At 72.6% G+C, this 14,646-nt stretch carries 8 protein-coding genes and 1 tRNA gene; all 9 read right to left on the reverse strand.

What is annotated here, in order from left to right:
- Positions 1 to 55: 55 nt before the first annotated feature.
- The gene (locus DEJ17_RS14285) at positions 56 to 1,063 is read right to left on the reverse strand and encodes a glycoside hydrolase family 16 protein (protein ID WP_110894863.1); all 1,008 of its coding nucleotides are present in this window, start codon (positions 1,061 to 1,063) and stop codon (positions 56 to 58) included.
- Positions 1,060 to 2,973: a PIG-L family deacetylase gene (locus tag DEJ17_RS14290; RefSeq protein WP_110894864.1), complete on the reverse strand. Its 1,914-nt coding sequence runs from the start codon at positions 2,971 to 2,973 to the stop codon at positions 1,060 to 1,062. The genes DEJ17_RS14285 and DEJ17_RS14290 overlap by 4 nt, the downstream gene beginning before the upstream one ends.
- A complete protein-coding gene (locus DEJ17_RS14295) occupies positions 2,960 to 6,505 on the reverse strand; it encodes a glycosyltransferase family 2 protein (protein WP_110894865.1) in 3,546 nt (1,181 codons plus the stop codon). Before DEJ17_RS14295 ends, DEJ17_RS14290 begins: the two co-directional genes overlap by 14 nt.
- The gene (locus DEJ17_RS14300) at positions 6,502 to 7,464 is read right to left on the reverse strand and encodes a glycosyltransferase family 2 protein (protein ID WP_110894866.1); all 963 of its coding nucleotides are present in this window, start codon (positions 7,462 to 7,464) and stop codon (positions 6,502 to 6,504) included. Before DEJ17_RS14300 ends, DEJ17_RS14295 begins: the two co-directional genes overlap by 4 nt.
- Positions 7,461 to 8,384 carry a glycosyltransferase family 2 protein gene (locus tag DEJ17_RS14305; protein ID WP_110894867.1) on the reverse strand — a complete coding sequence of 308 codons (924 nt, stop codon included), beginning with the start codon at positions 8,382 to 8,384 and terminating at the stop codon, positions 7,461 to 7,463. The genes DEJ17_RS14300 and DEJ17_RS14305 overlap by 4 nt, the downstream gene beginning before the upstream one ends.
- Before the next feature lie 345 nt (positions 8,385 to 8,729).
- Positions 8,730 to 11,495: an alpha/beta fold hydrolase gene (locus DEJ17_RS14310; RefSeq protein WP_181421217.1), complete on the reverse strand. Its 2,766-nt coding sequence runs from the start codon at positions 11,493 to 11,495 to the stop codon at positions 8,730 to 8,732.
- Between the two features lie 327 nt (positions 11,496 to 11,822).
- Positions 11,823 to 11,894: transfer RNA gene (locus DEJ17_RS14315), tRNA-Gln, on the reverse strand.
- A 45-nt stretch (positions 11,895 to 11,939) separates the two neighbouring features.
- Positions 11,940 to 12,971: an NAD(P)/FAD-dependent oxidoreductase gene (locus DEJ17_RS14320; RefSeq protein ID WP_110894869.1), complete on the reverse strand. Its 1,032-nt coding sequence runs from the start codon at positions 12,969 to 12,971 to the stop codon at positions 11,940 to 11,942.
- Between the two features lie 6 nt (positions 12,972 to 12,977).
- Positions 12,978 to 14,465: a glutamate--tRNA ligase gene (gene gltX, locus DEJ17_RS14325; RefSeq protein WP_110894870.1), complete on the reverse strand. Its 1,488-nt coding sequence runs from the start codon at positions 14,463 to 14,465 to the stop codon at positions 12,978 to 12,980.
- Positions 14,466 to 14,646 lie beyond the last annotated feature (181 nt).

Genomic DNA, 14,646 nt, shown 5'->3' on the forward strand with positions numbered 1-14,646 from the left:
GACGAGGACGTCGGCACCGCTCGGTCGTCCCGGGACACGCGGTCCCCGGCGCAGCTCAGCCGTTCGGCGTCGCCGTCGCCGTGTCGTCCGGCAGCGAGACGCTCGGCTCGGCACCGGGCGTCGGCACGTCGATCGTCACCCAGTCGACGAGCAGCGACCCCGCGGCGTCGGCCGGCGGGTTGCCCGCGTTCGAGCCGGCCTGCACCACCAGGTGCATCCGGGCCGTCGGGATGTTCTCCGTCGTGGTGCCGACGACCTCGTCGTCGACCAGGAACGACATCCGCTCCGCCGTCCACTCGATCGTGTAGGTGTGCCAGTCCCTGAGCGACGCCTCGGTCTGGTGGTGGATGCACTTCTCAGCGGGGTCCGACAGGCAGTGCACGTTGAGCCACGCCGGCGCACCGAGCGCTCCCTCGGGGAAGTCGATCTCACCGTCCGACCACAGGTTCTCGTCGCTCCAGAGCAGCACCGCGACGCCGTAGCCGTCGACCTCGTCGCTCCGCAGCCGGATGCTGTACCGGCCGGCGGTCTGCCCGCCCCACTGCCCGTCGACGAGCGGGACGACACCGCCCGCGAGTGGCACCCCGGCGGCCGTGGTGCGCAGGCGCACGTCGAGCACGCCGTCGTGGGTCGACAGGGTGGACGCCTGGTACCGCCCGGTCCCCGCGGTGTCCGCGAACCCGTGGTACGCGACGAACCGGTCCGAGTACCGCGACTCGAAGGTCGTGTTCGTGGCGGTGTCGGCGAAGTCCTCGCCGAACACCCGGGTCCAGCCCGCGGGCTGGGAGCTCGGCATGGAGACGCCGCTCGGGTCGTCGAGGGTCACGTCGTCACCGTTCGCCGTGGTGGTCGCGGTCGTGGTGCCGACGACGATGCCGCCGGCCACGAGCAGGGCGCCGACCGCGAACGCGGTCCGGCGGGTGCCGGCGTGACGCGCCGGCCGGTGTCGGGACTGGCCGCGACCGTGTGCGGGTGGGGCGCCGTGGGCCGACGCCGCGTCGTCCGCGACGTGTTCCGACCAGGTGGGGCGGGCCTCCTGGCCGTCGTCCGCCGTGTCGGTCACCCGGTGGTCCAGGTGCGGATCTCGGAGAGCCCGACGTTGCCCGTGCTGCCCGAGACGCCCGTCACCGTGAAGCGCACCCAGGTGACCGCGCGCGGGGTGAAGTCGACCGTCAGCGCGTCGCCGCCGTTCGGCAGGGTGCCGACCGCGACCCGACTGCCGTCCGAGAACGTCAGCGTGCCGCTGGTGACTTGGTCGGCGCTGTTCGGACGGTCGTGCAGCACGATCCGGCCGAGCCGCTGCGAGTCGGCCCAGTCGAGCTGGATCCAGACCCCGGTCTTCCCCCAGGGGGCGACCCACTCGGCGGTCGTGTTGTCGGGGTAGCCGGACACGATGCCGTCGACCGCCTTGGCGACGGTCTGGCCGGTGGACGCGTCGTCCCACGCGGCGGTCGGCGTGGCCGACCCGGTGACGTCCGACTGCGACGGGGTGGGCGTCGGCGTCGGCGCCGGCGTCGGCGTTGGCGTCGGCGTCGGGGTTGGCGTCGGCGTGGGCGTCGGCGTCGTGTCCGCCGGTCGGAAGGCCCGGATCTCGGCCAGGCCGACGTTCCGGGTCGTGCTGCTCACCGAGCCGACGGTGAACCGCACCCAGCTGACCTGCCGGGCGCTGAACGTGACGCGTTGCACGGCAGCGCCGTTGTCGAGCGACGGGACGGAGACGCTCGTGCCGTCGGAGAACGTCAGCGTGCCACCGGTGACCTGGTCGTCGCTGTTCGGACGGTCGGCGAGGTCGATCTCGTGCAGCGTCGTGGCGGCGGCCCAGTCCAGCTGGATCCAGGTGCCGACGCCGCCCCACGGAGCCGCCCACTCGGCGGTCGGGGCGTCGGGGTAGCCGCTCACCACGCCGTCGACGGCCTTGACGGCGGTCTGTCCGTCCGCCGGGTTCTCGGCACTCGCGGTGACGGTCGCGCCGGCGGTGACGTCGGTGCCCCGGGCGGGCAGCGGGTCGGCCGGGTCCGTGGGTTGCTCCGCCGACGAGCCGACGGTGTACTGGCGGCTCAACCAGGAGCCCTCGGGACGCGACGCACAGGCGCTCGTCGAGCCGCAGGTCTCGGAGTCGTGTGCGGCGTAGGCGAAGAACGCGGCCGACTTCGCCGCGGTCTGCGCCGAGGTGAGGTTCGACGGGCGGTTCGCGATCGGGTACCCCAGGTACCCGGTGAAGGTGTGGGTCGCGGTGTAGCCGGCCTGGGCCGCGGCGGCGAGGTACGCGACGGTGTGGTGGTCGCTGTGGTCGCCGTCGCCGTACGTGCCGGCGTGGTCGAGCGTGTGGATCTCGGTGGGCGCGTACCCGGTGACGAGCCCGGAGAAGGTCGCACGCAGGGCCGCGAGCGTGTACGACGTCGGGTGGGACGCCCCGTCCACGGTCTGCATCGTCGGGATGTGGCCCTCGTAGAGCTTCTCGAGGCTCTCGTCGTCGGTGGCCGCGAAGCCCGAGCCGTCGATGTTCCCGTCCGGTAGCTCGAGGAACACCAGGCTGATCCTCGGGTCCGTCGCCAGGGTCTCGGTGCGCAGGGTCTTCCCGGCCAGGACGATCTGCCCGGTGGTCCACTGCGGGTCCACGCCGGCGATCTGGGCGTACGAGTCCAACAGCCCGTCCTCGCGGGACTGCCAGTACCAGGCGGGCTTGCCGGCGTCGCCGGCCGTCACGACGACGGAGCGGACGCACTTGCCCGCGTCCATGTCGGCACGGAGCTCGGTGCCGGAGAACAGCAGGTCGTCGTCCGCGTGCGCCACCATCGTGAGCACTCGGCCGGCGCTGCAGTCGGCGGTCGTGTCGGCGAGCGCCACGTCCCCCGTCGCGGTGAGCGCCGGGACGATGAAGGCCACGAGTCCGAGCACCGCCGCGGCGGACGCGGCACCGAAGCGCCACGCCCGCCGGGAGGCCCGGTCCGTGCTGTGCTCAGTCCGTGGCATGTGCGAGCCCTTCCTGGGTCAGTTCGTAGACGGCGGTGGTGCCGGAGCCGAAGACGCGCTTCCAGTAGGGCGAATCGGCCATGGCGGCCGCGAGCTCCTGGTAGTCGGCGTCGCTCTGGTACCCGTAGCGCTCGTCGTAGGCGCCGAACGGCTCGGCGACCAGTGCGTAGTACTTCGTGGCCGGCCAGTCGAGGACGAGCTGGCGGGTCATCGTGGACATGTCGGCATCGGCGTCGTAGCCCTGGGGCTCGGGGTAGGCGCCGAGGGCCTCGCGGGACAGGGCCCCGACGTCGAAGTAGCGTGCGCCGGTGTTGCTCGGGACGGCGTTCGCCGAACCCGTCAGCAGCATCATGGAGCCCTTCGGCGCGGTCGTGTCGTAGAACTGCGTCGCGGCCGACTCGCTGCGGGTCGGGACACGGTTCCAGTCGAGTGCGGTCTGCCCGAAGGCGCCGATGCCGACCATCGCGGCGACCGCGGCGGCGGCGACCACGAACCGGACGGCCGCGGGACGCATCGCCCGGGTGACGAGCCGACCGACCGGGGCGAGACGCCCGCTGGGCATCGGGAGCCCCGCTGCCAGGATCGCGATCCACGGGGTGGCGAACAGGACGACGCGGAAGATGCCCTCCTGGCCGTAGTTCGTCGCGACGAGCAGCGAGATCGGGCTCGCGGCCGTGGCGAGCAAGCCCCAGTGCAGGCGATCGCGGCGCATGAGCACCGTGATCACGGCGACGAGCCCGAGGACCACGAGGGCCGCGGCGGGGATGTCGAACGCGAGTCGGGTGACCAGCGGCTTCGGCAGGACGGTCATGTCGTGCGACGGCGGCTGGACGTTGTCGAGCACCTTGCCGACCGCCCCGAGGGACAGGAACCTCCCGAGGATGTCGTCGTTGAGCAGGGCGAAGCCGATGGCCGGAACAAGCACCACGACGGGGAGCCACCAGGGGCGGAGAAGCCGGAACACGATGAGCGTCACGAGTGCGGCGACCGTCAGGTACGGCGAGATCTGGTGGGTGACGACCAGGACGACGCCGATCAGGGTGATCGCGATGATCCGGGACAGGCCGACACGGCGGGCGCGCAGGATCGTCGAACGGACGCCGTCGGCGGCGGTCACCTTGGAGCGGCGGAGCGGGCCGACCGCGAGCACGAGGATCACCAGGGACATCAGGATGCCCACGGACTGCGGCGAGAAGTACGTCGTGTTGAGCGAACCGGTCATCGCGGTCAGGAACGCCGCGATCCAGGGGCGTCGGTTGCCCGACAGCCAGTTGGAGGCGAGGACCCCGACGGCGATGGTCGTGCTGAAGGCCAGCAGGACGGGGACCCACGCGGCGATGGTCATCGCGTTGTCGATCCCGCCGACGTCCGCCACCCAGGCGCCGCCGGCGAACAGGCCGGACCACGTCTGGAAGATGTCGGCGGCCGGGTTCGTCGAACCCCAGCGGCGGATGTACTCGACCACGCCGATGTGGCGGGCCGCGGCCATCACGGTGGGCATGCCGTAGGTGATGGCCTGTGCGAGCTGGATCGAGCCACCGAGCACGACGACCGGGACCGCGAGCCCGCGACCGCGCACCAGGGCGACGACGGCAGCGGCGACGACGATCGCCAGTCCGATGACCAGGCCGGGGCCGAGCGAACCGAACAGCCCGTCCGGCACGGGGTCGCCGATGTGCGTGAGCGCGGCGATGACGATGACGAGCAGCCCGACCACGGACCCCGCGGTGACGCCGTGGGTGGTCGTCCAGCGGCGTGCGGCGCCGTCGGCGACCGGCTCGAGGCGGGCACGCTGCAGCTCGGCGACGTCCCGCGGCACGGCGACGGCGAGGGCCACCGCGGTGATGACGACGACCCCGACGAACGGTGCCGTGGGGTTCCAGAGCTGGAACGTCGCCATCGTGTAGCCGATGCCGATCGTGCCGACGAGCGACGCGGTGACCGCGAAGACGCTGAAGCGGGCCAGCGGCATCGGACGGACGAGCAGGAGCGGTGCGACACCGAGCAGCGCGAACAGGTACACGCCGATCGCGCTCCCCCGCAGCACCGGCAGCCCGGCGAGCGCGGCGACCCCGGCGACGAGGAGCGCCAGGACGACGATCGCGGCTGCGGTGAGGCGCGTGACGGGGCTCATCGCATCCGCCGCGAGCGGGCGGGCCGGGCCGGCCGAGGCCAGACCGTGCCGCAACTCGTGGCGGCCACGGGCGTTCCGGTCGATCGTGCCGCCGCCGCGCAAGCGTTCGACGAGCGCGAGGAACGGCGCCGTCAGGACCGAGCGCTGCTCGACCCCGCGCAGTCGCCGCTGGGTGGCGGCGAACTCGGCGTCGACGGCGTCGGGGACGCGGCCGTCGTCCGAGTCGTCGCCGGCGATGTCCGTCGCACGGCCACCCTGCTCGAGGCCGAGTCGTGCGAAGGCGCTCAGCGCCTCGGGCGCAGCGTCCACCGAAGCGGTGAGCGACTCGCGGTCGATGGCGTTCTTGGTCATCCAGGCTCCGAGTCCGTGGCCGTGCGCGGCAGCGGCAGCGCGGAGCGACGCGACGTCGTCCGCCGATCGCTGCCACGCGATCGCGGCCGGTTCGACGGCGATCGCGGATCCGGCGAACAACAGTCGTGTGAAGAGGTCGAGGTCGTCACCGCCGCCGACGCGGGTGCCGGGCCCGAAGGCGGTGTCGAACCCGCCGATCCGGAGGGCGGTCGCGCGGTGCACGGCGAGGTTGTCGCCGGTGCCGTAGGCAGCGGCCGCGAAGGGGTGGTGCGGGGGTGCGTCGTCGGTGTCGTCGAGGCGGAACACCCGACGGCGGACGGTCCGGCCGGCCGCGGTGCGGTCGTCGTGCCAGCGCTGTGCCGGGGTGCGCAGTTCGGCGCTGGGGACGAGCCCGGTGACGCAGGCGACGTCGGGGTCGGCGGCGAACGCACCGGCGAGCGCGGCGATCCAGTCACCGTCCACGACGGCGCCCTCGGACACGAACGCGACGACGTCGCCGCTCGCGGCGAGGAGTCCCGCGTTGCGCGCAGCGGCGAGGCCACCGGCCGGCGCGGCGATCGTGGTGACGCGCCGTCCGCCGATCTCGACCGTCGCGGCGCCGCTGTCGTCGGCGCCGCGCGAGACGACGACGACGTCGAAGTCGGGGTACTCGTTGGCGAGGACCGACCGCATGGTCGTGCCCGCGGCCCCGTCCGTGCAGAGCACCACGGTGACGGACGGCAGCACCAGACCTGCTGCCGGCCGACGCTCGGGCACCGGCATCGGCCGGATCGCGCGCTGGAGGGTGCGGATGTCGATCGTCCCGCCGATGCGTCGGCGTTCGGTGATGACCGCCTCGACGAAGCCGAGCGGTTCACCGTGGTCGCGGACGAGCAGTCGGGCGCGGCGGTAGCCTGCGGCGCCCTCGAGTGCGACCACGTCACGGTGGCTCGACGCGTGCAGGTCGGCACGGTCGACCTCGCCGACCCACAGGGCGCCGTCCCACGTCGGCGACAGCGGCCCGCTGACGATCGGCGAGAGGACCATCGCCAGGGTCGCGCGGGTCACCGCGTCCCCACCGGTTGCGCGACCGGCGCGGGGGCCGGGGTGCGGACGACGACGCCGCCGAGGACACGACCGACGGCGTAGCCGGTGACGGTCGAGGCGACGGAGAGCACGATCGCGAAGGCGCGCAGGGCACCGTGGCGGCCGATGTGGCGCAGTTCGCGCAGCACCGCTCCGGGGATGACCTTCGTCAGGTACGTCGACTCGCTGGCGAGCGAGTCACCCGTGCCGACCCGACGGCTCAGCACGGCCTTCGAGATGCCCTCGTAGTAGCTGCGGCGGCGCAGGTAGCGCATCGTCACCCGGTCCGGGGAGACCCGGTGCGAGACGTTCGACCGCGGCTCGTGGCGGATGCGCGCACCCGGACGGGCCTGGGCGATGCGGATGCAGAGTTCGGTCTCCTCGCAGCCGAGCGGCTGGTTGCCGACGCGGCCGATGCCGGAGCGGAAGCCGCCGGCGAGCATGATCGCGTCACGGCGGAAGGCCATGCTCGACCCGATGACGTTGCGCACGTCGCCGGGGGTCTCCGGCAGGCCGCGGTAGGAGCAGCCGACGATCCAGAGGAGCTCGTCGGCGTACGGGCCGGCGCCGGTGGCGGTGGGCCAGGACGGCGTCGCCCGACCGCCGACACCGACGACGTCGGGGTCCTCGAGGGCGGTGAGCATGTGGCCGAGCCAGTCCGGGTCGGCCGTCGCGTCGTCGTCCAGGAACGCGACGACGTCGGCGTCGGTGAGGGCGACCCCCGTGTTGCGGGCGCCGGACAGGCCGCGGTCCTCGGTGTTCGGGACGACGCGCAGTTCGGGCCAGCGCGCGGTGGCACGGGCGAGGAGCTCGGGCTCGTGGTCGATCACGACGACGACCTCGGGGCGCTCGGGCTGGCGCTTGGCCGACTCGACGCTGTCCTGCAGGTCGCCCCAGCGCTGCTGGGTGTAGGCGCAGATGACGACCGCGACGGTCGTCACGCGACTTCCTCCTCGAGGCTGGCGACGGCGGCGACGGGGGCACCGACCGGGGCGGCCGCGTGCACCGGGGCGTGCGGTGCCGCCGGGGCAGCATGCGGTGCGGCGGCATGCGGCACGGCAGCGAGCTGCTCGGCCGGCGGCACGAGGCTCATCGCGGCGCGGCGGACCTCGGAGCGGCCGATCGCTGCGCGACGACGCTCGTGCATGATCGACTTCAGCACCCGGATGCCGTCGGTCACGGCGTTCAGGTTGCTGGAGCCGTGCACGCGGAGCTTCTCGTGGCTCGGCACCTCGGTGATCGCGAGCTCGGCGGCCGACCAGCGGCAGGTGAGCACGGTCTCGATCTCGAACCCGTCGCCCCACAGCATCGAGCCGTCGGACGGCTTCGGCAGCTCGGAGGACAGCAGACCGATCTCCGGCAGGACGTCCGCCCAGAAGGCGTTGTAGCCGTAGCAGAGGTCGCTGTAGCGGGTGCCGAGGATGATGTTGCAGAGCATGTTCAGGCCACGGTTGCCCAGGTTCCGGACGATCGTGATGTCGTCGCTGCCGCCGCCGAGCGAGTAGCGGGTGCCCTTCGCGACGTCGGCGCCCTCGACGAGCGCCTGCACGAAGCGCGGGATCTCGTCCGGGTCGGCGGAGCAGTCGGCGTCGAACATGACGACGACGTCGCCCGTGACGGCCTCGAACCCGCAGGCGAGGGCGTTGCCCTTGCCCTTGCGGGTCTGGTGCACGACGCGGATGTCGGGCATCACGCGCTGCGCGGTCGCGATGGTGTCGTCGACGGAGTTGCCGTCGACCAGGATCACCTCGTACACCGGCGGGAGCTTCGGCAGGATGATCTCGAGGTTTCGGGCCTCGTTCCGCGCCGGGATGACGACGGAGACCCTCGGGTCTGCAGGGCGAACGGTACGTGCGGGCATGGGCGCGGTCCTGTCGGGTCAGGGTTGCTGTCGGGTGGTGGCTCGTCGAGACGAGCGGCGCGTCCTCGGATGACGCATCGACGACGGTGACCGTCGTCGGTCGAGCAGCGGGACGCGGGTACGACGCCGCCTGCTTGCCGCGGGTGAGTGGGTACTCTCCCCCGCGTGTCCAACCATCGCCGTGGCCAGCGGGAGGGTCAATGCGCGGTGCGGTCCCTTGCGGACACCCGGGTGCGGATACGGAAACCCGCAACACCGCGTGCCGGCCACGTGCCGTGGACGCACCGACAGGCGGACGGGAGGCGCGGTGCCAGCCGGCACCGCGCCTCCCGTGAGTCACCCAGGTCAGTTCCGGGCCGCGCCCTCGGTCGCGAACGCCGCACGCAGCGCCGTCGCGAGGTCGGCCACGTGCGGTTCCCGCAACAACGAGCTGTGCTCGGCGGCGATCCGCACAGTCTCGGTGCGCCCGCGCAGCAGCGCGGACCACCCGGCGGCGTCCGGGTTCGCATCGGCGAGCACGTACGTCGCCCGACCGTGGAACGGCGTGGCGTGGTGCCGCCGGGTGACGAGCTCGGCCTGGTCGAAGAAGGCGTCGAAGTCCTTCTGCCCACCGTGCCGCAGCACACCGGCGCTGTAGGCACGCATCCGCTTCGCGACGTGGTCCCCCCACGACATGCCGCTGGGCATCACCCGCCGGACGGCGCCGGCGAGGCGCTGACCGGCGGCGCGCACCGCGGGGTTGCGGTGCTCGCGCGGCTCGAGGCGGCCGAACTGCTTCCGGACCCCCTCGGCACCCGTGCGTGGCAGGTAGGTGTCCAGGAGTGCGACGTGCTCGACCTGCTCGCCGCTCTCGGTGAGCAGTCGGGCGATCTCGAGGGCGATCAGTCCGCCCAGCGAGTGGCCGACCAGCAGGTACGGTCCGCGCGGCTGCACGATGCGCATGAGAGCGACGAACCGGCGGGCGCTGGCCTGGATGCTCCAGTCCGGCAGCCCACGACGTTCGAGGCCGTGCTGCTGGAACGCGTACACGTCGTGCTCGGGCAGGTAGCGGGACAGCGGCAGGAACGTCAGCGCGAGGGCGCCGCCGCCGGCGAAGCAGAACACCGGGGGACGGCCGGACTCTCGCGCACCGGAGACCTTGACGACGTCGGGGTGGCTCGGCAGCGCCGTGGTGCCGCTGCGCACCCGGCGGGCGAACGCGCGGAGCGTCGGGTGCTGCAGGACGTCCGAGGACCGCAGGTCGATGCCGAGACGGGTCTGCACGAGGGCGAGCATCTCCTCGGCGGACAGCGAGTCGCCGCCGAGCGCGGAGAAGTCCTCGTCCAGGTGCACGCCCCGCAGACCGAGCACCTCGGCCCAGATCTGGCCGACGACGAGCTCCCACTGGTCGTACTCGCCCTCGACCATCTCGGTCTCGACGCTCGGCGCCCCGGGGAGTTCGGCCCGGTCGACCTTGCCCCGCTCGTTCCGCGGCAGTTCGGTCATCGGCACGATCGACGCCGGCACCATGTACTCGGGCAGCCGGTCGCGGAGCGCACGTCGGAGCGCACCCGGTGCCGGGGTGCGGTGTCCGGGGCGACCGACCACGTAGGCGACGAGCCGGGTGACGGAGCCGGGGTCGACCTGAGCAGTCACGACCGCGTCGTGCACCTCGGGGACCGCGCGGAGCGCCGCCTCGACCTCACTCGGCTCGACCAGGTAGCCGCGGACCTTCACGGCGTCGTCGGATCGGCCGAGCAGCACGAGCCGGCCGTCGTGTTCGACGCGTGCCAGGTCGCCCTGCCGCCAGCTCGGGGTCCCGACGGGGATGCCGGCGGCGGCCTCGGTCTCGCCGGTGCGTCCGGCCCGTTCGGCGGTCTTCTCCGGCGCACCCCAGTAGCCCGCGGTCAGGGCATCGGAGACCACGACGAGCTCGCCGGTCTCCCCCGGGTCGGCGCGGCTGCCGTCCTCGCGGAGCACGAGCACGGTCTTGCCGGGCAACGGCCAACCGGCGGGCACGACGCCCTCGGGCACCGGCTCGTTCGGGGCCACCGGGCAGTACGCGACGCACGCGGTCTCGCTCGAGCCGAAGGCGTTCAGGAGCAGCGTGTCCGGGTCCAGGTGGTGTCGGGCTGCGGCGAGGTCGGCGCCCGTGACGGACTCGCCCGTGGTCATCAGGAAGCGCAGTCCGCCGAGCACCGGCGCGGTGCCGGCGGCCGTCCCGTGCGAGCCGGGGGCGCTCTGCGACCCGACGATCGAACGCAGCAGGTGCGGGGTGCAGACGAGCACGTTCACGTCGTCGTCCCGGAACCGCCCGAGCAGCCGCTCGACACCCAGTTCACGCGGCTCGAGCAGCACGATGGTGCCGCCGCAGAGCAGCGTGTCGAACGAGAACAGGAGCCCGGCCGCGAACGACAGCGGCAGGACGACACCGAGCCGGTCACCGGGCCCGAGGCCGAGGGCGAGGGCGTCCTGCTCCGCGTTGGCGATCTGCTGCCGGTGCGTCAGGACCACGCCCTTCGGCATGCCGGTCGAGCCGGAGGTGAAGACGATGGCGAAGGGGTCTCGGCCGCCGGGATGCGCGGCAGCGGTGTCCGTCGACGGGACTTCGCCGTGCTCGCTCGCGTCCAGCAGCTCGCCGATTCCGTGCACCCGGCCGTCCCGCTCTGCGACGACGTCGGCGGCCAGCAGCGCACGCTCGGCGTCGGCCAGGATCTCGTCGACGCCGGCGAGGCGGGCCACGTGCGCCAGGCGTGCGGCGGGCAGGTGGTCGTCGAGCACGACCACGGGCCTTCCGGCACGCACCAGCGCCAGGATGCCGATCACGGCCTCGGTCGACTGTCCCGCCATCAGCCCGACCGGCTTCGGCGCCCCGCCCGGGGTGTCGCCGACACCGGCTCCGCTGTTGTCGTCAGGTCGGAGCGTCACGGCCAGGGCTGCGGCCAGCGCGCGCGAGGTCCGGTCCGCTTCGGCGTAGGTGTACGGACGGCCGTCCCCCGCGAGCGCGGCGGCGTCGCCCCGCTGCGCCACGACGCGGTCCCATCGGTCCAGCACGGAGTGGTCGGCCGCCGCGGGGACGGCTGCGGGGTGGTTCCAGGGATCGACGGTCGTCAGCGGATCGGTGGAGGTCACGATGACACCTCGGATGCTCGGCAGCGGACCGTCGCGACTCCCGCGACGGTCTTCCGACCGTAGGACCGCGCTCCCCCGCCCACGAGCAGGCGACGGCCCGGTGCGGGGAACCGCAACCCGGCCGGGAGGCGCGGCCTGCGCCCGCCACGGACGGTACGACTCCGGAACGACCGGTCCACCGCCGAGGGCACCTTCCGCGCGGTGCTCGCGACCCACTCGGGCATCGTGCGGTTCCGCGCAACCTCCGGACCAGCCGTGGACGAGCCGTGCATCGTCCGGGAAACAGAACAGCCCCCCGGGAGATCCCGGGAGGCTGTTCATCGAGTGCTGGGGTACCTGGACTCGAACCAAGAACGACGGTACCAGAAACCGCTGTGTTGCCAATTACACCATACCCCAAAAGGCCTGTCGGCCTTCCGGCCCGGTCACCCGGGGCACGATCAACTACTGTACAGCATCCCGGAGGTCTGCAAGACCACCCACCAGGTCTCGGTGCACGGCGGCGGCGGTCGCGGCTCCGTGACCGGCGGCGACGATGAGCTGTTCCGGCCCGGGAGGTGTGACGTCCCCCACGGCGTAGAGCCCCGGGACGGACGTCCGGCCCACCCGGTCGACCACGAGGAGTCCCTGCGTGTCGCGCTGGAGCCCCTCGAGTGGCTCGGGCGTGTCGGCGTCCGCGGCCGTGCTCCCGCTCGTTGCGCTCGCACTCGTGGTGGCGCTGGTGCGCAGCCAGTCGAGGTCGGCGTGCCACACCGGTCGCACGAACCCGCCGGTCCGTGGCTCGACGTGGCCGTCGACGAGCCGGACGCCGGTCATCCCCGTGCGGTCGCCCTCGAGGTCCTCGACGACCCGCTCGTCCACGACGACCCCCGCGGCCGCCAGTCGAGCGCGGCCCGCGTCGTCGAGCGGCGCCACCCCGTTCGTGTAGACGATCAGGTCGTCGGTCCACGCGGCGATGAGCAGCGCGCGGTCGACGACGTCGTCGGTCTCGCAGATGAACGCGAGCGGCTGCCCGGCCTTGTCGTACGCATCGCACTCGACGCAGCTGTGCACCGCCGTGCCGTAGAACGCACGGAGCATCGGCAGCGACGGGAACTCCTCACGCAGCCCCGTCGCCACGACGACCGTTCGGGCACGGGCCTCGAGCTCGGTGCCGCGCCACGAACCGTGCACCCGCCAGGTGTCCGTGTCGGGGTCCGGGGCCACCAGGTCGACGACGGACTGCACGACCGTCGCTTCCGGGTACCCTTCGACCTCGGTGCGCCCGAGCTTCCGGAGCTCGAGCGGCGAGATGCCGTCCCGCGTCAGGAACCCGTGCGACCGCAGCGTCGCGGCGTTCCGGGGCCGGTTCGCATCGACGAGCAGCACGGTGCGCTTCGCACGGACCAGGTTGAGCGCAGCGCTCAGCCCGGCCGGACCGGCGCCGATGACCGCGACGTCGTGCACGACCTGGTCGGCGTGCTCCGTGCTGCTCACGGTCGGTCAGCGCGCCGCGAGGGCGCGGAGCCGGGTCAGGGTGGACTCCTTGCCCAGGATCTCCATCGACTCGAACAGCGGCGGACTTATCCGGCGTCCGGACACTGCCACGCGCAGCGGGCCGAACGCGACGCGGGGCTTCAGGCCGAGCTCGTCGATGAGAGCCGCACGGAGCGCACCCTCGATGGCCTCGGTGGTCCAGTCCTGGACGCCCTCGAGCGCGGCGGTGCTCGCCGTCAGGACCGTCGCCGTGTCGCCCTTGAGCGAGGCCAGCGCGTCGTCCTCGACCACGAGGTCGGCGTCGGAGGTGAACAGGAAGCCGAGCATCGCCGGCGCCTCGCCGAGCAGCTGCATGCGCTCCTGCACGAGCGGGGCGGCCTTGGTCAGGACCTCGAGCTGCTCCGGGGTCGCCGGGTCGCTGACGAACTCCGACAGGTACGGCAGCAGGCGCGACCGGAAGTCCCCCGGCGCCAGCAGACGGATGTGGTCCCCGTTGATCGCCTCGGCCTTCTTGTGGTCGAAGCGGGCCGGGTTCGGGTTCACGTCCGTGACGTCGAACGCCGCCACCATCTCATCGATCGAGAACACGTCGCGGTCGGGCCCGATCGACCAGCCGAGCAGCGCCAGGTAGTTCACGAGCCCCTCCGGGATCATGCCGGCGGCGCGGTGGTGGAACAGGTTCGACTCGGGGTCGCGCTTCGAGAGCTTCTTGTTCCCCTCCCCCATCACGTACGGCAGGTGCCCGAACACGGGGATGGAGGGCGCGAGGCCGATCTCGTACAGCGCTTCGTACAGGGCGATCTGCCGCGGGGTCGAGGACAGCAGGTCCTCACCGCGGAGCACGTGCGTGATGCCCATCAGCGCGTCGTCGACCGGGTTCGTGAACGTGTACAGCGGCTTGCCGTTCGGGCGGACCACCACGAAGTCGGGGAACGTGCCCTGCTTGAAGGTGATCTCGCCGCGCACGAGGTCCTCGAAGCTCAGGTCTCGGTCGGGCACGCGCAGGCGGAGTGCCGGCTCGCGGCCCTCGTCGCGGAAGGCCTGACGCTGGGCGTCGGTCAGGTCGCGCTCGTGGTTGTCGTAGCCCTGCTTCGGGTCGCGACCCGCGGCCTTGTTGCGGGCTTCCATCTCGTCCGGCGTGACGAAGGACTCGTAGATGTGCCCGGACTCCTTGAGCTTCGCGATCACGTCGTCGTAGATCGCCGTGCGCTCGGACTGCCGGTACGGTCCGTGCTCGCCGCCGGCGTCCACTCCTTCGTCCCAGTCGAGCCGGAGCCACCGGAGCGCATCGAGGATCTGCGCGTACGACTCCTCGCTGTCGCGAGCGGCGTCGGTGTCCTCGATGCGGAACACGAGCTTGCCGCCGGTGTGGCGGGCGTAGGCCCAGTTGAAGAGCGCGGTGCGGATGAGCCCCACGTGCGGGCTCCCCGTCGGGCTCGGGCAGAAGCGGACGCGGATGTCGGAGCCGGAGGCAGTGGTGAATGGCGCAGTCATGACCCGACAACCCTACCGCGGAGGCTGTCCCTCCAACCTGCCCTGTGGACGGGCCGCAAACGCAGAAAACCCCTGACCAGTACTGGTCAGGGGTTCCCTGGTTCTCTTACGTTAAGTCCGGCGGCGTCCTACTCTCCCACAAGGTCCCCCTTGCAGTACCATCGGCGCTGAGAGGCTTAGC

The organism is Curtobacterium sp. MCSS17_011, from assembly GCF_003224275.1.
Lineage (GTDB): Bacteria > Actinomycetota > Actinomycetes > Actinomycetales > Microbacteriaceae > Curtobacterium.